Annotated in this window: 14 protein-coding genes; 6 read left to right on the top strand and 8 right to left on the bottom strand. The window is 71.3% G+C overall.

What is annotated here, in order from left to right; all coding sequences use genetic code 11:
• Window positions 1–67 precede the first annotated feature (67 nt).
• From ACSQ14_RS02215 to ACSQ14_RS02235, 5 genes are all read right to left on the bottom strand, one after another.
• Window positions 68–2155, bottom strand: a complete 2088-nt coding sequence (locus tag ACSQ14_RS02215) for a M13 family metallopeptidase (RefSeq protein WP_436009275.1) — start codon at window positions 2153–2155, stop codon at window positions 68–70.
• Between the two features lie 89 nt (window positions 2156–2244).
• On the bottom strand, window positions 2245–2715 hold the full coding sequence (locus tag ACSQ14_RS02220; RefSeq protein WP_436009277.1) for a copper chaperone PCu(A)C: 471 nt from the start codon (window positions 2713–2715) through the stop codon (window positions 2245–2247).
• A gap of 52 nt (window positions 2716–2767) precedes the next feature.
• A complete protein-coding gene (locus tag ACSQ14_RS02225; RefSeq protein ID WP_436009279.1) occupies window positions 2768–3286 on the bottom strand; it encodes a YcnI family copper-binding membrane protein in 519 nt (172 codons plus the stop codon).
• The gene (locus ACSQ14_RS02230) at window positions 3274–5397 is read right to left on the bottom strand and encodes a TonB-dependent receptor family protein (RefSeq protein WP_436009281.1); all 2124 of its coding nucleotides are present in this window, start codon (window positions 5395–5397) and stop codon (window positions 3274–3276) included. The genes ACSQ14_RS02225 and ACSQ14_RS02230 overlap by 13 nt, the downstream gene beginning before the upstream one ends.
• A 70-nt stretch (window positions 5398–5467) precedes the next feature.
• Window positions 5468–5863, bottom strand: a complete 396-nt coding sequence (locus ACSQ14_RS02235; protein ID WP_436009283.1) for a DUF2946 family protein — start codon at window positions 5861–5863, stop codon at window positions 5468–5470.
• A 586-nt stretch (window positions 5864–6449) separates the two neighbouring features.
• Here ACSQ14_RS02235 and ACSQ14_RS02240 point away from each other — a divergent pair.
• On the top strand, window positions 6450–7625 hold the full coding sequence (locus ACSQ14_RS02240; RefSeq protein WP_436009285.1) for an OmpA family protein: 1176 nt from the start codon (window positions 6450–6452) through the stop codon (window positions 7623–7625).
• A gap of 162 nt (window positions 7626–7787) precedes the next feature.
• Window positions 7788–10889, top strand: a complete 3102-nt coding sequence (gene putA, locus ACSQ14_RS02245) for a bifunctional proline dehydrogenase/L-glutamate gamma-semialdehyde dehydrogenase PutA (protein WP_436009287.1) — start codon at window positions 7788–7790, stop codon at window positions 10887–10889.
• Between the two features lie 59 nt (window positions 10890–10948).
• Here the strand turns inward: putA and ACSQ14_RS02250 are convergent, their stop codons facing one another.
• Window positions 10949–11173 carry a tautomerase family protein gene (locus ACSQ14_RS02250; RefSeq protein WP_436009289.1) on the bottom strand — a complete coding sequence of 75 codons (225 nt, stop codon included), beginning with the start codon at window positions 11171–11173 and terminating at the stop codon, window positions 10949–10951.
• Between the two features lie 141 nt (window positions 11174–11314).
• Here ACSQ14_RS02250 and ACSQ14_RS02255 point away from each other — a divergent pair, with 141 nt between their 5' ends.
• From ACSQ14_RS02255 to ACSQ14_RS02270, 4 genes are all read left to right on the top strand, one after another.
• Window positions 11315–12859 (top strand): winged helix-turn-helix domain-containing tetratricopeptide repeat protein, encoded by a 1545-nt coding sequence (locus ACSQ14_RS02255; protein ID WP_436009291.1) that lies wholly within the window; start codon window positions 11315–11317, stop codon window positions 12857–12859.
• A gap of 73 nt (window positions 12860–12932) precedes the next feature.
• Window positions 12933–14714: an SLC13 family permease gene (locus ACSQ14_RS02260; RefSeq protein ID WP_436009293.1), complete on the top strand. Its 1782-nt coding sequence runs from the start codon at window positions 12933–12935 to the stop codon at window positions 14712–14714.
• Window positions 14715–14975: 261 nt separating this feature from the next.
• On the top strand, window positions 14976–16841 hold the full coding sequence (locus ACSQ14_RS02265) for a ribonucleoside-diphosphate reductase subunit alpha (RefSeq protein WP_436009295.1): 1866 nt from the start codon (window positions 14976–14978) through the stop codon (window positions 16839–16841).
• A 277-nt stretch (window positions 16842–17118) separates the two neighbouring features.
• A complete protein-coding gene (locus ACSQ14_RS02270; protein ID WP_436009297.1) occupies window positions 17119–17970 on the top strand; it encodes a lipid A-modifier LpxR family protein in 852 nt (283 codons plus the stop codon).
• A gap of 123 nt (window positions 17971–18093) precedes the next feature.
• Here the strand turns inward: ACSQ14_RS02270 and ACSQ14_RS02275 are convergent, their stop codons facing one another.
• Both ACSQ14_RS02275 and ACSQ14_RS02280 read right to left on the bottom strand, forming a co-directional pair.
• Window positions 18094–19161 carry a hypothetical protein gene (locus tag ACSQ14_RS02275; RefSeq protein WP_436009299.1) on the bottom strand — a complete coding sequence of 356 codons (1068 nt, stop codon included), beginning with the start codon at window positions 19159–19161 and terminating at the stop codon, window positions 18094–18096.
• A gap of 38 nt (window positions 19162–19199) precedes the next feature.
• Window positions 19200–19868 carry a glutathione S-transferase family protein gene (locus tag ACSQ14_RS02280; protein WP_436009301.1) on the bottom strand — a complete coding sequence of 223 codons (669 nt, stop codon included), beginning with the start codon at window positions 19866–19868 and terminating at the stop codon, window positions 19200–19202.
• Between the last annotated feature and the right edge of the window lie 8 nt (window positions 19869–19876).

Genomic DNA, 19876 nt, shown 5'->3' on the forward strand with positions numbered 1-19876 from the left:
CCCGCTTTCGCGGGAATGAGCGGAGACGGGTGCTGCGCTCGTCTCCCTCCTGAGGGCGCAGCGCGCGTCACCAGATCCGCGCGCGGGCCTCCGGGGCGACGTACATCGGGTCGCCGGGCTTCACCCCGAACGAGGCGTAGAAGGCGTCGATGTTGCGCACCGGCACGTCGACGCGGGCCTCGATCGGCGCGTGCACGTCGGTGGCCAGCAGTTGCCGCTGCCGGTCCTCGCGCAGCTTGCCGCGCCAGACCTGCGCCCAGCCGAGGAACACCCGCTGGTCGCCGCTCATGCCATCGATCACCGGCGCCGGCTGGCCCTTCAGCGAGGCGTGGTAGGCGTCGAGCGCCAGCAGCAGGCCGCCGAGGTCGGCGATGTTCTCGCCCATGGTCATGTTGCCGTTGACGAACGCGCCCGGCAGCACCTGGAAGGCCGAGTACTGCTTGCCCAGCGTCGCGGCGCGGGCGTCGAACTTGGCGGCGTCTTCCGGCGCCCACCAGTCGGTCAGCCGGCCGTCGCCGTCGGACTTGCGGCCCTGGTCGTCGAAGCCGTGGGTCAGCTCGTGGCCGATCACCCCGCCGATGCCGCCGTAGTTCACCGCCGGGTCGCCGTCGGGATCGAAGAACGGCGGCTGCAGGATCGCCGCCGGGAAGACGATCTCGTTGCGGGTCGGGTGGTAGTAGGCGTTCACCGTCGGCGGGGTCATGCCCCACTCGGCGCGGTCCACCGGCTGGTTCAGGCGGTCGACCTGGTAGGTCCAGTCGAAGGCCACCGCGCGCACCACGTTGCCGTAGAGGTCGCCCTCCTGGATCGTCAGCGCCGCGTAGTCGCGCCACTTGTCGGGGTAGCCGATCTTCACGTTGAACTTGGAGAGCTTCTCCAGCGCCTTGGCCTTGGTCGGCGGGCTCATCCAGTCGAGCTTCTCGATCCGCGCCTTCATCGCCCCGCGCAGGTCGTCGACCAGCACCAGCATCTTGGCCTTGCTCTCCGGCGGGAAGTAGGCGGCGACGTAGAGCTCGCCGAGCGCCTCGCCCATCTGGCTGTCGACCAAGCCGACGCCGCGCTTCCAGCGGGCCTTCTGCGCCGGCTGGCCCTGCAGGGTCTTCTCGCGGAACTCGAAGTGCGCCTTGTCGAACGCGGCCGAGAGATAGGGCGCGGCCTGGTCGACGATGCTGAACGCCTGCCAGGCCTTCAGCGTCTCGAGCGGGGTCTTGGCGTAGATCGCCGCGATCTTCGGGATCGCGGTGTTCTCCTGCAGGATCACCCGCTGCACGCCCTCCAGCTTGGCGCCGGCCAGGTAGGCGTTCCAGTCGAAGCCCGGGGCGAAGCTCGCCAGCTCGGCGACCGCCAGCGGGTTGTAGGTCTTGGAGTCGTCGCGGCGGTCCTCGATCGGCCAGGAGACTTCGGCGATCTCGGTCTCCATGGCGACGATCGCCTTGGCCGCGGCCTGCGGTTCAGGCCAGCCGGCCATCGTCAGCATCTGCGCGACATAGGCCTGGTAGGCGGTCTTCTTCGCCGCGAACTCCGGCTTCAGATAGTAGTCGCGGTTGTAGAGGCCGAGGCCGGCCTGGCCGAGATAGACCGCGTAGCGCATCGGCTCCTTGGCGTCGTCGCTGATCGCCGGCGCAAAGAAGCTGCCGCCGAAGCCGAGCTGGCCCTGGCCCATCAGTTTGGCGAGGTCGCTCCGGTTCTGGGCGGCGCGCACGTGGGCGAGGTCGGCCTGCAGCGGCTTGGCGCCCAGCGCCGCGAGCTTCGGCTCGTCCATGAAGCTGCGGTAGAAGGCCCCGACCTTGGCGCGATCGCCGGTCGCCTGCGGATCGGCGGAGGCCTGGTCGAGCACCGCGCGCATGCGGTTCTGCGACAGCTCCTGCAGCACGTCGAAGGCCCCGAAGCGGGAGCGGTCGGCGGGGATCTCCAGGTGCTCGACGTAGCCGCCGTTGGCGTACTTGAAGAAGCTCTTGCCCGGCGCGATCGCGGTGTCGCGGCCGGCCATGTCGAAGCCCCAGGTCCCCATCCGCGGGGCGGCGGTCAGCGCGGTCGCCGGGGTCGCGGCGGCGGACGACGCGGCGGGCTTTGCCGGCGTGGCGCTGTCGGCGGCGAGGGCGGGATGGGCGGCCAGGACGCTCGCCGCGGCGGCGACGAGCCAGTAGGTCTTCATCAGAACAGGTCTCTCGACTTTAAGGCGCGCGCACCTTGCCGCGTCCCGGACATGTCACACGTTACATTTTCGTCAGGTTTCGCCGCAGTTCAATGCATGTGGTGCATGTCGTGGCCCTGATGCGCGCCGCTCGGGGCGGCGGGGCTGACCACGAAGTCGACCTTCAACTGCTGGCCGCTGGCGAAACGCAGGGTGGCCGGCACGCGCTCGCCGGTCTTCAGCGGCCGCTTCAGGCCGAGCAGCATCAGGTGACGCCCGCCGGGCGCGAAGCTGACCTGGCCGCCGGCCGGCAGCGGCACCCGTTGTTCCTGGCTCATCTTCATCACCCCGCCGCTCATGCTGGAGGTGTGCATCTCGACCTTCTTCGCGACGGGGCTCTCGGCGCCGACCAGGGCGTCGGCCTTGCCGCGGTTGACCAGGGTCAGGTAGCCGGCGCCGTTGCCGCCGGCCGCGGCCGGCCGGCTCCAGGGCTGGACGGCCTCCAGCAGCACCGGCGAGGCGGCGACGGCGGGCGCGGCCGCAGCGGCGAACAGGGCGGCGGCGGCGAGGGCGGCTTTCATCGGACGGGCTCCTTTGGCGTCACGGCGCATGTGCGGTGGCGGCGGGGCGACTTCAATGCTGGTGGTGCGGGCCAGGCGCCGCGGGCGGCGCTTCGCCGCCGGCCGGGGTCAGCAGCACGGTCGGTGCCGGCCGCTTCGGCCGCGCGCCGGACGGCGGGACCGGCTCGCTCCAGCGCACCTCGGCCGCGCCGCAGGTCTGGACCGCCGGGAAGGCCAGCGGGCCGACCTGGTCGGGAAAGTGGACCTGGATCAGGAACTCGTCGAACTGGTCGGCCGGAAGGCCGCCGCGCCAGGTGACGGAGGCGACCGCCTCGCCGCCGCCCGGACCGCGCTCGATCTGCAGGCTCCAGCCCGGCTTCGGCTGCGGCCGCGCGCTGACCACCCCGGCGGGGATCTCGATGCGCAGCGCCGTCGTCGCCTGGTCGTCGCAGCCGTGGCCGAGCCCGAAGCGCAGCACCTGGTAGCTGCCGGCGTCGGCCGCCTTCGGCGTGACGCTGACGTGGGCCAGCGCCGCCGGCGGAACGGCGAGGACGAAAGCCGCGGCCAAGCCGGCCGTCTTCAGAACGCCCATGAAATCCCTCCGAATACCGACCGGCCGTCGCCGGGGAAGAAGACGGCCGTCGACACCCGCGGGTCGCCGGCGTTGGTGATGGCGCTGACGTTGGACACGTAACGCTTGTCCGTCAGGTTGCGCGCGTCGATGAACAGGTTGACTCCGTGCGGCAGCTTCCAGCCGGCGCCGAGGCCCAAGGTCGCATAGGACGGCGCCTTCAGGGTGTTGGCGTAGTCCGCCCAGACGTCGCTGATCGCCCATTCCAGGTTCGGCGCGATCCACCAGCCGGCGGGATGCTCGTACTTCAGCTCGGCGCGATAGAAGTGCTCCGGCACCACCGGCAGACGGTTGTCGCCGTACTGCACGTCGTCCTCGAAGCGGAAGTCGGACCAGGTGTAGGTCTGCCGCAGCCGCAGGTTCGCGGTGATGTTCCAGTCGAGGCCGGCTTCCAGGCCCTGGTGGACGGTCTCGTCGGCGTTGAAGGTCGACGCGGGGACGCTCGGGCTGACCGTGTAATTCAGCAGCTCATGGCTGAGCTCGGCGCGATAGAGCGCCACGTCCCAGGCCAGCGGGCCGCGCCGGCCGCGGGTCCCGATCTCGGCGGTCCAGGCGGACTGCGGCTTCAGCGGCGTAAAGCCGCCGACGGTCGGGCTCAGCGCCGAGAAGTTCGGCGGCTCCACCGAACGGGTCAGGTTGGCGTAGACCTGGGCGCCGTCGGCGGCCTCCCAGAGCACGCCGACCCGCGGGGCGAACCAGTCGAAGTCGAGGTCCTGCTTCAGGTTGAAGCTCGTCGCTACGCCGGGCAGGGCGTAGCTCTGGTAGTCGCGCGTGGCGTGGCCGTAGGAGCCGCCGGCGACCAGCGCCAGGTTGTCGGCGACGAACAGCCGGCCTTCGCCGAAGACGTCCAGGCCCGTGGCGTTCTGCCGGCTCTTGGCGGTCTGCGCGCCGCGCGAGCCGCGGAGGTTGAAGTACTGGGCGGCGTCGAGGTCGCCGAGGCGCAGCCAGGCGCCGTAGAAGGCGTCGGCTCGACGGCCGGCGAGCTCGCCGCTCCAGTCGAAACGCCCGAAGGCCCCCCAGTTGCGGCTCTCCTGGGCGATCACCTGGAAGATCGGATGATCGAGGTCTTTCCAAGTGGCGTAGACGCCGCCCTCGAACACCGTCGACGGGCTCAAGCGCCAGCGGGTCTGCAGCGCGCCGCGCACCGAGCCCATGTCGCGCTGGTAGTTCAGCGCGACATTGCCGGGATTGCCCATCTTTGGCGTGTCGAGCGCCTGGGCGAGCGTCAGCGACCCGGGGATCTCCTGGTGCACGTAGCCGCCGTTGACCAGCAGGCGGACTTCGCGGTCCTCGCCGAAGCTGCGGCCGAGGTTGAGGCTGGCGTGCTGCTCCTGGCCGGCGCTCTGCTGGCGCCAGCCGTCGGCGGTCTGGCCGGTGGCGGCGGCGAAGACGTCCCAGTCGCCGGCGACGCGCGCCACCTCGGCGTGGCCGCGCAGCGTGCCCCAGGCTCCGCCGTCGAGGCGCAGCAGGTTCTCGGCTCCGGCGTTGCGGCCGGTGGGCGTCACCAGGTTCACCGCCCCGCCCAGCAGCGCCCCGCCGAAGCGCAGCGCGTTGCCGCCTTTGTAGACCTCGGTGAAGCGGGCGATCGACGGGTCGATCAGCTGGAAGTCGCCGTAGCCGTCGGCCTCGTTGTAGGGCACGCCGTCCTGGGCCAGCAGGACGCCGCGGTTGTGGCTGCTGTTGCCGATGCCGGAGCCGCGGATCGAGAGTCGGGTGTCGCCGCCCCACTTCTTCTGGGCGTAGACCCCGGGCACGTCGCGCAGCAGGTCGGCCGTGCCCGGCGCGAAGCGGTCGCGATAGGACTCCGCCGAGACCACGGCGACCGCGCCGGGGGTCTCGGACAGCCGGGCGCGGGCGGCGGCGACCACCGGCGGGTCTTCGGGATTGCGCCGCGCGGTGACGATGACCGAGTCCACGGCCTGGGCTTCGGAGTCTGCGGCCTCGTCGGCCTGGGCGGCGGGCGCAAGCGCCGCGCAGACGGCGGCGGAGGCGAGGAGGGCGGCGAGCCGCGGCGCGGCCGAGGGACGGCGCGGAGGAACGGTCGGGCACGGCGCCCGGAAAGCTTGCGACATGGAAACGGGATCCTGAACAACGGCGGAGCGCGCCGACGCGGGGCGTCGGCGCGGGGTCAGTGCGCGAGGTTCAGGTCTGTGGTGGTCCCTGCCCGGGCGGGCGCGGCGGCGCGCGGGCGAGCTGCGGGGCCCAGGCGCGTTCCGGGGCATGCTCGATCCGCGTGGTCGCGTAGACCGTCGGTTCGGCCACCGGGTCGGGGAGCGGGATCGCCGCGGTCGCCGCAGCCAGGCAGTTTTCGCAAGGCAGGCCGGCGAAGCCCTTGCCGCCGGTCTGGTGGGCGCCGACGGTGACGGTGCGCACGCCCTGCAAGGTGCAGATCACGACCTGCTGGCCGGTGGCGCGTGATTGGGCGGCCAGGGCGGCGGCCGGCAGCAGCGCCTGGATCAGCAGGGCGAGCACGCCAAGCCACGCCGCGACGCCTGCGCGCCGGCGATGACCGCCTGTCCTGGCCGTGCCAAGCTCCATGCGGCGGCTTCCTACAGCCTTCCGGCCAAGTGGCAAGCGGCCACAGCTTCGCCATAAGCGGGTTTCACGGTCGCGCTGAACGATCGGCGCCGGAAATGAGGCGAGAAAGAATCATTTGCTGGCGCTTGGGCGGGAACCAAGCGGCGCCATGGGACGTTTTGGCGGCTGGAATGGGCTCGGAAGAGGGGCGGATCAGGGGCGACCACACGCGGACGTTCAGGCCGAAGGCCTGCGGCGAGGCGGGTGCGGCGTTCATGTCGCTTTACAAGAAAAGATAAGCATTCCGAACGCTTCCGGAGGGGCCAAGCGCCAACTCGGGCAAGTTGTTCACAGGACTCAAGAGGAAGCCGTGGACCCTCCTGCGCAGGCCAGGCGCATGGGGGCGGGTCTCACGGTGGATCTGTTCCTCACCCCAGAGTTGATCGATGGGGGGAACTTCACATACCTTCCTGGCCGAGGTTCGGAAGATTGATGAACTTTGCGTTCCGAGTGTGGCTTCGGTGACACTTACGTAAAGACTCAGTCTTGTTATAAGGCAGCTGGGTCAAATGGCCGCAGCGTTGAGGGCAACGAGAGGGCTCTGAGAATGAAGTTCAAACTCCTGGCGGGCGCAGCCCTGGCAGCGGTGTTCACCGCCACTGGCGCAGCCGCGCAAGTTGGTTGGTACGGCGCCGTCGACCTTGGCTACCACTGGCCGGAAACGATCGACGCCGACACCTCCGCGGGTCGCTCGCTCGATGTCCGTCTCGACGATGACTGGGCCGGCTTCGCCCGTCTCGGCTATCAGCTGACCGACAACTTCCGGGTCGAAGGCGAGCTCGGCTACCGCAAGAGCGACATCAAGTCGGTGATCAACGGCAACGCCGTTCCGGGCAGCGTCCTCGCGCTCTGCTCGCCGGGCGTCGCGCGTTCCGCCGCCTCTCCGTCGTGCGGCCAACCGGACGGCGACGGCGACGCGTGGACCCTGATGGCGAACGTCATCTATGACGTGCTGCCGGGCTCCTCCTTCAATCCGTTCATCGGCGTCGGCATCGGCGCCGCGCGGGTGAAGATGGATGTCACTGGTCAGGCCTCGAACATCCCGGGCGTCATCTCGGCGACCAACCCGGCCATCCAGAACGTCGCCATCGACGACGACGACACCGCCTTCGCCTGGCAGGTGCTGGCCGGTCTTGCGTGGCGCGCCACGGACCGCCTGAACGTCGACCTGACCTACCGCTATCTGGGCACGTCGGACCTGAACTTCCGTGCGACCAACGTCGCGACCGGCGGTTATCAGCCCGGCACCCTGCAAGGCGAGCTGCGTGACTCGTCGGTGACCCTGGGCCTGCGTTACTCGTTCGCCCCGCCGCCGCCGCCGCCGCCGCCGCCCCCGCCGCCCCCGCCGCCTCCGCCCCCGCCGCCGCCGCCTCCGCCGCCGGCCTACGAGGCGAAGCAGTTCATCGTCTACTTCCCGTTCGATCAGTACGTGCTGACGCCGGAAGCCCAGGCGGTGGTGACTGAGGCCGCCAACTACGCGAGCAGCGGCAACGCAACCCGCGTCGTGGTGGTCGGCCACACCGACACCTCCGGTTCGCCGGCCTACAACGTCCGCCTGTCGGAACGCCGCGCCAAGGCGGTGGCCGATGCTCTGGTGGGCGCTGGCGTCAACCAGACCGCGCTGTCCGTCGACTGGAAGGGCGAGACCGCTCCGGCCGTCGCGACCGGCGACGGCGTGAAGGAACCGCTGAACCGCCGTTCGACGATCGACATCAACTTCTGATCTCGATCGCCGGCGAGTTCGTCGGACGACTAGCGGAAGCCCGGCCGAAAGGCCGGGCTTCTTGCGTTTCGGCCCGGGACAAGCCGCGCCGGTAGAAACTTACGGTCGGCCTTGTTTTGGGCGGCAGACTTTCCCATCCTCGAGCAGAAGGGTGGGGTGAACATGTCCTTCGAAGCGCTGGACGGTGAAAAGTTTGCGGACGAGCGGCGGGCCCTGGCGGCCGCGCTGGCCGCACAGCAGCTGAGCCCGGAGGCCCGCGCCGCCGTACGCGCCGAGGCCGAAGCGCTGGTGCGCGGCGCGCGCCGCGGTCCGCGCCGCCAGGGCGTGGTCGAAAGCTTCCTGCAGGAGTTCAGCCTCTCGACGCCCGAGGGCCTGGCGCTGATGTGCCTCGCCGAGGCGCTGCTGCGCACCCCCGATCCGGAAGCCCGCGACCAGCTGATCGCCGAGAAGGTCGCCTCGGCCGACTGGGCGCGCCACGCCGGCCGCTCGGACTCGCTGCTGGTCAACGCCTCGACCTGGAGCCTGATGCTCACCGGCCGGCTGATCGACCCGGACGAACAGGCCGGCCGCGACCTGCCGGGTTTCATCCGCCGCCTGGCCAGCCGGCTCGGCGAGCCGGTGATCCGCAGCGCGGTCGGCGCGGCGGTGCAGATCATGGGCGAACAGTTCGTGCTCGGCGCCACCATCGAGCGGGCCCTGAAGCGCGCCGCCGCCGAAGGCTTCATCTGCTCCTTCGACATGCTGGGCGAAGGCGCCCGCACCGCCGCGGACGCGGCGCGCTACGAGGCAGCCTACGCCCAGGCCATCGCCGCGGTCGCCCGCCACGCCGCCGGCCAGGCCGACGCGCGCGGGCCGGAGGCTGGCCACGGCGTCTCGGTCAAGCTGTCGGCGCTGTCGCCGCGCTACGAAGCGCGCGAGGCCGATCGGGTCTGGGCCGAACTCTATCCCCGGCTCAAGCGGCTGGCGGTGCAGGCGGCGGACGCCGACCTCAACCTGACGCTCGACGCCGAGGAGGCCGACCGGCTGGTGCTGTCGCTGGAGCTGCTCGACCGGCTCGCCCGCGAACCGGAGCTGGGCGGCTGGCGCGGCCTGGGGCTCGCCGTCCAGGCCTACCAGAAGCGCAGCCCGCAAGTGATCGCCGAGGTCGCCGGGATCGCCCGGTCGAGCGGCCGCCGGCTGATGGTGCGGCTGGTGAAGGGCGCCTACTGGGACACCGAGATCAAGCGCGCCCAGGTCGCCGGCCTGCCGGGCTATCCGGTCTACACCACCAAGGCGGCGACCGACCTGTCGTACCTGCTCTGCGCCGAGGCGCTGATCGCCGCGGCGCCGGCGCTCTATCCGCAGTTCGCCACCCACAACGCCCACACCCTGGCCGCGGTGCGCACCCTGGCCCGTCAGGCCGGGCTCGAAGTCGAGTATCAGCGGCTGCACGGCATGGGCGAGCCGCTCTACGCCGCGGCGCACGAGCGCTATGGGACGTTTCCGCTGCGCGTCTACGCGCCGGTCGGCAGCCACGAAGACCTGCTGCCCTACCTGGTCCGCCGGCTGTTGGAGAATGGCGCCAACACCTCCTTCGTCCACGCCCTGCTCGACGAGCGCACGCCGGTCGAGAAGGTGGTCATGGAGCCGGTCGAGTGGGTGCGCGGCGCCGGCGGCGGGCCGCACCCGCGCATTCCGCTGCCGGTCGACCTCTACGGGCCGGCCCGCCGCAACAGCCAGGGCCTGGACCTCAGCATCGCCGCCGTGCGCCGGGACCTGGAGATAGCGGTCGATACGTTGGACGGGCGGCCGCTCGAAGCCGGGCCGATCGTCGGCGGCCGCGCCTCGCCGGGCCAGGATGTGGAGGTCCGGGTCTCGCCGGCCGATCCGGCCCGCCGCCTGGGCCGGGCGGGCCAGGCCGGCGCCGGCGACATCGACCGCGCATTCCAGGCGGCGCAGCGGGCGCAAGGGCCCTGGGATGCGATCGGCGGCGAGCGGCGGGCGCCGGTGCTGCGCGCCATGGCCGACGCGCTGGAGGCGAACCGCGAGCGGCTGATCGCGCTCTGCGCCCGCGAGGCCGGCAAGACCCTGGCCGACGGGATCGCCGAGGTGCGCGAGGCCGCCGACTTCTGCCGCTACTACGCCAGCCTCGCCGAGCGGCAGTTCGCCCGGCCGGAGACTCTGCAGGGCCCGGTCGGCGAAGCCAACCAGCTGTCGCTGCACGGCCGCGGGGTGTTCGTCTGCATCAGCCCCTGGAACTTCCCGCTGGCGATCTTCACCGGCCAGATCGCCGCGGCGCTGGCCGCCGGCAACGCGGTGCTGGCCAAGCCGGCCGAGCAGACGCCGCTGATCGCCGCCGAGGCGGTGCGGCTGTTTCACGCCGCAGGCCTGGATCCCGATCTGTTGCACCTGATTCCTGGCGACGGGCCCGGCGTCGGCCAGGCGCTGGTCGGCCATGCGGCCTGCGCCGGCGTGGCCTTCACCGGCGGCACCGAGACGGCCTGGGCGATCAATCGGGCGCTGGCGGCGAAGTCAGGGCCGATCGTCCCCTTCATCGCCGAGACCGGCGGCCTGAACGCGATGTTCGTCGACACCACGGCGCTGCGCGAGCAGGTGATCGACGACGTGCTGGCCTCGGCCTTCGGCTCGGCCGGTCAGCGCTGCTCGGCGCTACGGCTGCTGTTTGTCCCGCACGAGACCGCCGCGGGGCTGATCGAGGGGCTGGCCGGGGCGATGGACGCCCTGGTGGTCGGCGATCCGGCCGATCCGCGCACCGATGTCGGCCCGGTGATCGACGCCGAGGCCAAGGCCGCGCTGGACGCCCATGTCGCCCGCCTGGCGCGCGAGGCGAAGCTGGTCCGCCAACTGCCGGTTCCGGAGCAGGGGATGTTCTTCGGCCCGGTGCTGGCGGAGGTCGCCGACGCGGGCTTCCTGACTCGCGAGGTGTTCGGCCCGATCCTGCACGTGGTCCGCTACGATCCGGCCGCGCTGGAGGCCGCGGCCGCGCCTTTGCGGGCCGCCGGCTACGGCCTGACGCTGGGGATCCACAGCCGGCTCGAGGCCTTCGCCGAGCGGGTGCGCCGGGCCGTTCCGGCCGGCAACGCCTACGTCAATCGCTCGATGATCGGCGCGGTGGTCGGCGTGCAGCCGTTCGGCGGCGAGGGACTGTCCGGCACCGGTCCGAAGGCCGGCGGCCCGCATGCGCTGCTGCGCTATGCGGTCGAGCGCGCGCTGAGCGTCAACACCGCCGCCCAGGGCGGCGACCCGGCGCTGCTGAACTTGTAGAGAGCCATATCTATAGAGCGCCATGCCCCGCCCCGGGACGACGGGGCACGGCGGCGGCGTCAGGCTGGCTCCTTGGCCCTCATGGCGTGCACGTCGCGGGCCCGCAGGGTCTGGCCGCCGATCCCCCAGTCGCCCTGTTCGACCTCCTGGATCCGGACCCAGGTGACCGGGCGCAGCGGCTCGCCCTCGACGGCGATCATCGCCTCGGTGACGCGGTGGATGAGCTCCTGCTTCTCGGCGGGGGTGAAGACGTCCTTGATCAGGTCGATGGTCACGAGCGGCATTGAACTTCTCCTGGCTGGTCCGGGACATCGCGTCCCCGACGTCGCAAGGAGATTGCGCCGAGCCGGGCCGGCCCGCTTGCAGGTGGTCTGTAGAAGTCCGGGAGATTTTCCGGAGAACGCCGGTCGCTGTAGGCTTGGCGCATGATCTATCGCTTCGGGCGCTACAGCTTCGACGCCGAGAACTGGGAGCTGCGGGCCGCAGGCCTCGTCGTGCCGGCCGAGCCCCAGGTGCTGGCGGTGCTGCGCCTGCTGATCGAGAACCGCGGCCGGCTGGTCAGCAAGGACGAGGTCGTCGACCAGGTCTGGAAAGGACGGATCGTCTCCGACGCGGCGATCGCCAGCCGGATCAAGTCGGCGCGCCAGGCGGTCGGCGACGACGGCGAGGCCCAGGCGGTGATCCGCACCATTCCCAAGCTCGGCTTCCGCTTCGTGGCGGAGGTGACGGTCGACGGCGCGCCCGAAGCGGCGCCGACGGTCGCGCCGCCGGCGGGCGAGGGGCGCCGCCGTCCGTCGATCGCCGTGCTGCCGTTTCTGGCGCTGCGGCCGGGCGGGCCGGAGGCGTTGGTGGCCGACGCCCTGCCGCACGACCTGATCGCCGCGCTGTCGCGGCTGCGCTGGCTGTTCGTGATCGCCCGCGGCTCGTCGTTTCGCTTCCGCGGTCCGGGCGTGACCGCCGAGGATGTCGGCGCGGCGCTCGGCGTCCGCTACTGCCTGAGCGGGGCGGTCGGCTTCGAGGCCGGCCGGATGTCGACCACCGTGGAGCTGTGCGACGCCCGCAGCAGCCAGGTGATCTGGGCCGAGGCGTTCGCCGGCCGGGCGGGGGACGTGCACGAGATCCGCGAGCGCATCGTCGCCGCGGTGATCAGCGCCCTGGAGCTCGAGATCCCGCTGGCGGAGGCGCGCGACGCCCGCCTGAGCTCGCCGGAAAACCTCGACGCCTGGTCGAGCTACCATCTGGGCCTGCAGCAGCTCTATCGGTTCGACCGCGAGGGCACGGCGCGCGCCGCGGTCCTGTTCGCCCAGGCGATCGCCCGCGAGCCGGAGTTCGCCCGCGCCTACGCCGGCCTCTCCTTCGCGCATTTTGAAAGCGCCTTCCTGGGGTTCGCCGACGACCGGCCGGCCGCGGCGGCGCAGGCCGAACAGCTTGCCGAGCGGGCGATCGCCGAGGATCCGCTGGATCCGTTCTGCAACCTCGTGCGCGGGCGGGTGCACTGGCTGAACGCCGAACTGGACGCCAGCCTGCCGTGGCTCGAGCGGGCGATCCGGCTGAACCCCAACTACGCCCAGGCCAAGTACTCCCGCGGCTGGGCGGAGACGCTGCTGGGGAACGGGCTGAAGGGCCGCTGCAGCGTCGACCAGGCGCTGGCGCTGAGCCCGCTGGATCCCCTGGCCTACGGCATGCTCGGGGTGCGGGCCTTCTCGCACCTGATCTGCGACGAGATTCCCGAGGCGGCGCAGTGGGGCGAGCGCGCCGCCCGCGCGCCGGGCGCGCACGCGCTGATCGAGATGATCGCCGCCGTCGCCCACACGCTGAACGGCGATCCGGCCCGCGCCGCCGTCTGGCGCGACTCAGCGCGCCGCCGCAGCCCGGGTCTCGACCGGCGCGCCTTCCTGCAGGCCTTCCCGTTCCACGATCCCGCCGCGCTTGGGCGGGTGTCCGAGGCGTTGCGCCGCCTGGGCCTCTGAGCGCGGCGCGCAGCCGTTCCCGACACTGGTGCGTTGTGCAGCTTGAGCGGGGCGGGACCTGCACGAGGAATGCATGACGCTGCAGCAGGCCCTGGCCTTCGCGCTGATCGGGCTGACCATCGCCTGCTTCATCTGGGGCCGCTGGCGCTATGACGTGGTCGCGCTGACCGCCCTGCTGGCCGGGGTGGTCGTCGGCGTGGTGCCGGCGGATCAGGCGTTCGACGGCCTGCGCAACGACATCACCGTGATCATCGCCTCGGCCCTGGTGGTCAGCGCCGCCTTCGCCCGCTCGGGGATCGTCGAGAAGGTGCTGCGGCCGGTGCTGCCGCACCTGAAGAGCGCCCGCACCCAGGTCCCGCTGTTCACCGCCGCGGTCACCCTGCTGTCGATGGCGACCAAGAACGTCGGCGCGCTGGCGATCATGATGCCGATCGCCCTGCAGGTGGCGCGGCGAACGAACGTTCCGCCGTCGCAGCTGCTGATGCCGATGGCGTTCGGTTCGCTGCTCGGCGGCACCGTCACCCTGGTCGGCACCTCCCCGAACATCATCGTCTCGCAGGTGCGCGAAGAGATCCTCGGCCGCCCCTTCGGCATGTACGACTACGCGCCGGTGGGCTTGGGCGTCACCGCCGCCGGACTTCTGTTCCTGGCCTTCGGCTACCGGTTGCTGCCGATCTCGCGGCCGGCCGCGGAGACCATCGACGCGGCGCTCGCCGCCCAGCCCTATGTCACCGAGGCGCAGATTCCCGAAGACTGGAGCCTCGCCGGGGCGTCGATCGGCCGGCTGCGCAAGCTGGGGGAGGGCGACGTGACGGTCGGCGCCGTGCTGCGCGGCGAGCGGCGGATCTCCAATCCGCACCCCAACACGCGCCTGCATTCCGGCGACGTGCTGCTGCTGGAGGGCGAGCATCAGGCGCTGGACGACCTGATCGCGCGGGCGAAGCTGAAGCTCACCCGCTCCGACAAGCCGGTGGCGATGGAGGAGCCGACCGAGGACGTCCGCATCGTCGAGGCGGTGATCGGCGCCGAGTCCAGCCTCGCCGGCCGCTCGGCCCAGCAGGAGGAGCTGCACGCCCGCCACGGCGTCAACCTGCTGGCGGTGAGCCGCAGCGGCTACCGGCTGACCCGCGAGCTGCGCCGCGTGCGGCTGCGGCGCGGCGACATCGTCGTCATCCAGGGCGGCGAGCGCACCCTGCCTGGCGCACTGAAGGACCTGGGCCTGCTGCCGCTGGCCGAGCGCGAGGTGCGGCTGGGCGGCATTCGCCACGTCGCCGGGCCGGCCGTGATCCTGGCGGCCGCCATGCTGCTGGTCGCCTTCCAACTGACGCCGGTCGCCATCGCCTTCTTCGGCGCGGCGGTGCTGATGGTGATCACCGGCGCGATTCGCATGCGCGAGGCCTACGCCGCGCTGGACGGCCCGGTGCTGGTGCTGATCGCCGCGCTGATTCCGGTCAGCGACGCCATCCGGGCGACCGGCGGGGCGGACCTGCTGGCCCGCGGGCTGGCCGGGCTGTTCGAGGGCTTGCCGCCGATGCTGCCGCTGGTGGCGATTCTGGCGACGGCGATGGCCGCCACGCCATTTCTCAACAACGCCGCCACCGTGCTGATCGTAGCGCCGATCGGGGCCAGCCTGGCGCGGCTCTTGGGACTCAACCCCGACCCGTTCCTGATGGCGGTGGCGCTGGGCGCGGCCTGCGACTTCCTCACGCCCATCGGCCACCAGTGCAACACCCTGGTGATGGCCCCCGGCGGCTATCGATTCGCCGACTACCCGCGGCTCGGGGCGCCGCTCTCGTTGCTGGTGGTCCTGCTCGGGCCGCTGTTGATCGCCGCCGTCTGGCCGCTCGGCGGGTGAGGGCGACAACGGCATTCACAGTCGTGTGAGAGGGGCTGTGCGCAACCGGGGGACAAACACGATCTTCTCGAGGGAGAAATCCCGCGTTTAACGCCTCGTTAGCAAAAAAGGCTGGGGGCGGATGGATCGCCTCATTGACGACTCCTGCGCCAAGTGTCCCCATATATGGGTCAGGTGGGCTGGTGAGCCCACAAGATGTAGGGGGACCAGGGGTTCCGGGCGCACCGCGCTGAAGCTCCTGAATGATATGGGTTTTGGGACATGAGCACCAGCGAAGCGGCCAAGGTTGAGATCGCGGGCGGCGCCGACCGGGCGGGAAAGCCAGCCCAGCGGCCGCAACTGCAACTCGTCCGGAAGGTCGAGGTCGACCGCAGCCGTGACGACCTGCTCACGGATTTCGGCAAGACGACGCTCGAGGACCGCTACCTGCTGCCGGGCGAGTCCTACCAGGACATGTTCGCCCGGGTGGCCACGGCCTTCGCCGACGACGCCGAGCACGCCCAGCGGATCTACGACTACATTTCGAACCTCTGGTTCATGCCCGCGACCCCGGTGCTGTCGAACGGCGGCGCGGCGCGCGGCCTGCCGATCTCCTGCTTCCTGAACGCGGTGCCCGACAACCTCGACGGCATCGTCAGCGTCTGGAACGAGAACGTGGCGCTGGCCTCCAACGGCGGCGGCATCGGCACCTACTGGGGCGGCGTCCGTTCGATCGGCGAGAAGGTCAAGGGCGCCGGCCAGACCAGCGGCATCATCCCCTTCATCCGCGTGATGGACTCGCTGACGCTGGCGATCAGCCAGGGGTCGCTGCGCCGCGGTTCGGCCGCGGTCTACCTCGACATCCACCACCCGGAGATCGAGGAGTTCCTGGAGATCCGCAAGCCGTCGGGCGACTTCAACCGCAAGTCGCTCAACCTGCACCACGGCATCTCGATCACCGACGAGTTCATGGAAGCGGTCCGCGACGGCGCGATGTTCGGCCTGCGCTCGCCGAAGACCGGCGAGGTGATCCGCGAGGTCGACGCCCGCAGCCTGTGGCAGAAGATCCTCGAGATCCGCCTGCAGACCGGCGAGCCCTACCTGATCTTCTCCGACACCGTGAACCGGGCCATGCCGCAGCACCAGCGCGACCTGGGCCTGTCGGTGCGCCAGTCGAACCTGTGCTCCGAGATCATGCTGCACACCGGCAAGGACCACCTGGGCGAGGAGCGGACCGCGGTCTGCTGCCTGTCCTCGGTCAACGCCGAGAAGTTCATGGAGTGGCGCGACCACCCGACCTTCTTCGAAGACGTCATGCGCTTCCTCGACAACGTGCTCGAGGACTTCATCCAGCGCGCGCCGCCGGAGATGAAGCACGCCGTCTACGCCGCCCAGCGCGAGCGTTCGGTGGGCCTGGGCCTGATGGGCTTCCACTCCTTCCTGCAGGCTCAGAACGTGCCGTTCGAGAGCGCGCTGGCGAAGTCGTGGAACATGCGCCTGTTCAAGACCCTGCGCCGCGGCTGCGACGCGGCCTCGCGCAAGCTGGCGGCCGAACGCGGGCCCTGCCCGGACGCGGCCGAGCGCGGCGTGATGGAGCGCTTCAGCCACAAGATCGCGATCGCGCCGACGGCCTCGATCTCGATCATCTGCGGCGGCACCAGCGCCGGCATCGAGCCGATCCCGGCCAACATCTACACCCACAAGACCCTGTCGGGGTCGTTCGCGGTGAAGAACCCCTACCTGGAGCGCCTGCTGGTCGAGAAGGGCCAGAACACGCCGCCGGTGTGGGACTCGATCCTGCAGAACGAAGGCTCGGTGCAGCACCTCGACTTCCTCAGCCAGGACGAGAAGGACGTCTACAAGACCGCCTTCGAGCTCGATCAGCGCTGGGTCATCGAACTGGCCGCCGACCGCACGCCGGACATCTGCCAGGCCCAGTCGGTCAACGTCTTCCTGCCGGGCGACGTCGATAAGTGGGACTTGCACATGCTGCACTGGATGGCGTGGGAGCGCGGCTGCAAGTCGCTCTACTACCTGCGCTCCAAGTCGGTGCAGCGCGCCGCCCACGCCGGCGGCGAGGAGATCGTCCACATCGCGCTGCCGGACGAAGGCAAGACCGACTACGAGGAATGCCTCGCCTGCCAATAGGCGGCGGCGCACTCCCGATGCGGACCACCTGGACCGCACGCCCCGGCGTGCGGTCCTTGTCGTTTTGGGGCCACTTTTTTTGGACCCGGGCCACCGCGACCCGGCGGCGATCAAAACTCCGTAAGCCGAGTGGCCTGAGACTCGCCTCAGGGGTGCGCCTGATGGACGGCTCCGACCCGCCGGCGCCACTGTTCGGGGAACCTCATTCGACGGTGCGGCTTTGAGTGAAGCGTGACACTGTGGGGTGATCCTAGCCGTTCTGGCTTTGGAGGCGGACATGCGGCGCTGGGCTGGGCTGCAACTCGTCTTGATCTGTGGAGCCGCGAGCGCGGCGCAGGCGCAATCCCGCGCGCCGACGATCCCGACCCTCTCGCCCATTGCGCCCTTATCCCTTTCGTCGTCCGCCTTTTCGACGTCCGGGGCGGTCTCGCCGGCGCTGGCGCCGCAGGATTCGCTGTCGGCGATGTTCGAGCAGGCCTCGCCCTCGGCTGACGCCGCGCCGGTCCGCTGGCGCTCGACCCAGGTTCCGCTGTCGCCGAAGACCAAGCTGCGGGTCAGCGTCACTGATCCGCTGACCGCGCCAGGCGCGACCGGCGCCCAGCTGGCCCGCGCCGGGGCCGAGACGCAGAACTATGAAGTCAGCGTGGTGCGCGACTGGCCGGGCGCGGTGTCCTTCAAGAGCGGCAAGGTCGGCATCGACGTCTCGCCGCACGCCGCGGTCGGCGTCACCCCCAAGGGCGGCCTGGCCGAGGCCGGGGCCCGGGTGGAGCTGAGCCATCAGGGGGTGGAGGACGAGGTGGTCGCCGGCCTCAACGCGATGGGCGTCGACGACGGCCAGGTGTTTGGCGACAAGGGCCGTTGGTACCTGTTCGCCGCCGCCAGCGGCCGGGCGGTGGGGCTCAACATGCTGCGCAGCGGCGCCGGCTGGGACCGCGCCGGCTGGACCACTGACGAGAGTTCGACCCTGGTCGGCGACGCTCAGGTCGGCGTCGGCTGGCGCAAGGGCGCGATGCAGACCTCACTGGGCGTGCTGCACCGGGAAGCCAAGGCCCAGCACGCCTACTACGGCTACCAGTCCGAAGGCGACACCCTGGTGGCGTTCTCCTTCGCCGTCCGGCCGCGGGAGTAGCGCTAGATGCTCCCCCTCAGGGGGAGCTGTCGCGAAGCGACTGAGAGGGTTGAGAGCCACAGCCTCCCTGGGCTTCACCCCCTCCGGCCTTCGGCCACCTCCTCCTGAGGGGGAGGATCTGCCTCACCGCGCGGCCAGCGCCGTCCGCACCTGCGCCAGCACGCCCGCCCAGTCGCCCGGCGCGGCCTGCCGGAACAGCCGCATGCTCGGATACCAGGCGGAGTCGCTGCGTCCGCGGCCCCAGCGCCAGTCGCAGCCGACCGCCGGCAGCAGCAGCCAGACCGGCTTGCCGAGCGCGCCGGCCAGATGCGCCACCGAGGTGTCGACGGTGATCACCAGGTCGAGCCCCATGATGATCCCGGCGGTGTCCCAGAAGTCGCGCGCGCCGGTGACGTCCGGCGTCAGGCTGACCGCGCCCGGCAGGGCCAGCAGTTCGGCCGCCGCCGCGGCGGGGAGCGAGCGGTGGTGGTCGTTATGGTGCTGCGGGTTGCCCTGGGCGACGACCCCGACGCTTAGGCCGTCCACGAGGTTCGGCCGCGGCGGCGCGAGGTAGGGCGCGGCCGGCGGGCTCGCGAGCCGTTGCAGGAACACCACCGGCAGCCGGCTGGTCGGCGCGACATAGTCCAGGCCGGCGATCTGCAGCTTTCCCTTGCCGGCGACCGCCGGCAGACCGAGGCCCTCGCGCACCAGCCGTTCCAGCGACGGATCACAGACCCAGATCACTTCGGCCCCGGCGTCGCGCAGCAGCGGCGCGAAGCGGGCGTACATGATCTGGTCGCCGAAGCCCTCCTCGCCCCAGACCAGCACGTGCTTGCCGGCTAGGTCCTCGCCGGCCCACAGCGGCGCGCCGAGATCCGGCGCCGGCCGAACCGGGTTGTCGGGGATCTCGCGCCAGGCGTCGTAGAGCGCAAAGCCGTCCGCCAGCCGGCCCTGGGCCAGCAGCGACAGGCCGAGCGAGGCGCGAATGCGCGGATGGTCGGCGGCGGCCAGGGCCTGGCGCAAGTCGGGCTCCGCCGCCGCCGGATCGCCGGCCAGCATGCGCACCGTGGCGACGTCGTGCAGCCGTCCGGCGGTGGGCTCCAGTTGCAGGGCCTCGCGCAGCCGCGCCTCGGCGGCGTCCAGCCGCCCCTCGCGGATCAGTCCGCGAGCTTCCTGCTCCAGCCGGCGGGCGCGCTCTGCACGGTCGTCCATAAGCTGGTCGTAAGCCCCGTCGGGCGCCGGGAAAAGCCTCAGTCCTCCCAGCCGTCGTAGAAGGGGAAGCGCTCGGCCCACAGCGCCGCCAGCCGCGGCTCGCAGTCGACCGCGCGCGCCACGTCGGCCAGCCCCGGGGCCGCGGCGTAGAAGGCCCGCCGCCCGGGCCGCCAGCGCGAGACCACGGCGAGATAGAGGTCCAGCACTGAGATCGTCTCGCCGAACAGGAATGGGCCGAGCGGTGCGATGCCGGCGTCCATCGTCGCCCAGTTGCGGCCGATGCGCTCGGCGGTCCGCTCTTGCAGCACCGCCGCGTGCGCCGGATCGGCGGCGAGCCGGCTCGGGTCGTCGCGGATCCAGTAGAAGGCGTAGATCTGGGCCGATATGAAGCTCATCCAGCGCAGGAACTGCGGCCTAAACGGCGAGTCGACCGCAGGCGCCAGCCGCGCCTTGGGATGGCGCTCAGTCAGGTGCAGCAGGATGGCGGCGCTCTCGGTCATCAGCTCGCCGGCCTGGCCGTCGGCGCCCGGCAGCACCAGCACCGGCACCTGCCGCATCGGATTGACCGGGGCCAGCGCCTCGGCGTCGGCGGCGCTCTCGAAAGGCGCGTTTTCGATCACCTGGTAGGGTGCGTCGATCAGCGTCAGCGCCGCTTCCACCGCCGTCGAACCGGAGCCGATCGCCCCGTAGATCACATAGCCGGTCATGGTTTGTC

The sequence above is a fragment of the Phenylobacterium sp. LjRoot219 genome (assembly GCF_964252995.1).
Lineage (GTDB): Bacteria > Pseudomonadota > Alphaproteobacteria > Caulobacterales > Caulobacteraceae > Phenylobacterium.

What these genes read in the sequence shown, in the direction of transcription:
- ACSQ14_RS02280 (WP_436009301.1), bottom strand. Translation starts at nt 19,868, where the DNA reads ATGACCGGCTATGTGATCTACGGGGCGATCGGCTCCGGTTCGACGGCG.
- ACSQ14_RS02270 (WP_436009297.1), top strand. Translation starts at nt 17,119, where the DNA reads ATGCGGCGCTGGGCTGGGCTGCAACTCGTCTTGATCTGTGGAGCCGCG.
- ACSQ14_RS02255 (WP_436009291.1), top strand. Translation starts at nt 11,315, where the DNA reads ATGATCTATCGCTTCGGGCGCTACAGCTTCGACGCCGAGAACTGGGAG.
- ACSQ14_RS02215 (WP_436009275.1), bottom strand. Translation starts at nt 2,155, where the DNA reads ATGAAGACCTACTGGCTCGTCGCCGCCGCGGCGAGCGTCCTGGCCGCC.
- putA (WP_436009287.1), top strand. Translation starts at nt 7,788, where the DNA reads ATGTCCTTCGAAGCGCTGGACGGTGAAAAGTTTGCGGACGAGCGGCGG.
- ACSQ14_RS02240 (WP_436009285.1), top strand. Translation starts at nt 6,450, where the DNA reads ATGAAGTTCAAACTCCTGGCGGGCGCAGCCCTGGCAGCGGTGTTCACC.
- ACSQ14_RS02230 (WP_436009281.1), bottom strand. Translation starts at nt 5,397, where the DNA reads ATGTCGCAAGCTTTCCGGGCGCCGTGCCCGACCGTTCCTCCGCGCCGT.
- ACSQ14_RS02250 (WP_436009289.1), bottom strand. Translation starts at nt 11,173, where the DNA reads ATGCCGCTCGTGACCATCGACCTGATCAAGGACGTCTTCACCCCCGCC.
- ACSQ14_RS02265 (WP_436009295.1), top strand. Translation starts at nt 14,976, where the DNA reads ATGAGCACCAGCGAAGCGGCCAAGGTTGAGATCGCGGGCGGCGCCGAC.
- ACSQ14_RS02275 (WP_436009299.1), bottom strand. Translation starts at nt 19,161, where the DNA reads ATGGACGACCGTGCAGAGCGCGCCCGCCGGCTGGAGCAGGAAGCTCGC.
- ACSQ14_RS02235 (WP_436009283.1), bottom strand. Translation starts at nt 5,863, where the DNA reads ATGGAGCTTGGCACGGCCAGGACAGGCGGTCATCGCCGGCGCGCAGGC.
- ACSQ14_RS02225 (WP_436009279.1), bottom strand. Translation starts at nt 3,286, where the DNA reads ATGGGCGTTCTGAAGACGGCCGGCTTGGCCGCGGCTTTCGTCCTCGCC.
- ACSQ14_RS02260 (WP_436009293.1), top strand. Translation starts at nt 12,933, where the DNA reads ATGACGCTGCAGCAGGCCCTGGCCTTCGCGCTGATCGGGCTGACCATC.
- ACSQ14_RS02220 (WP_436009277.1), bottom strand. Translation starts at nt 2,715, where the DNA reads ATGAAAGCCGCCCTCGCCGCCGCCGCCCTGTTCGCCGCTGCGGCCGCG.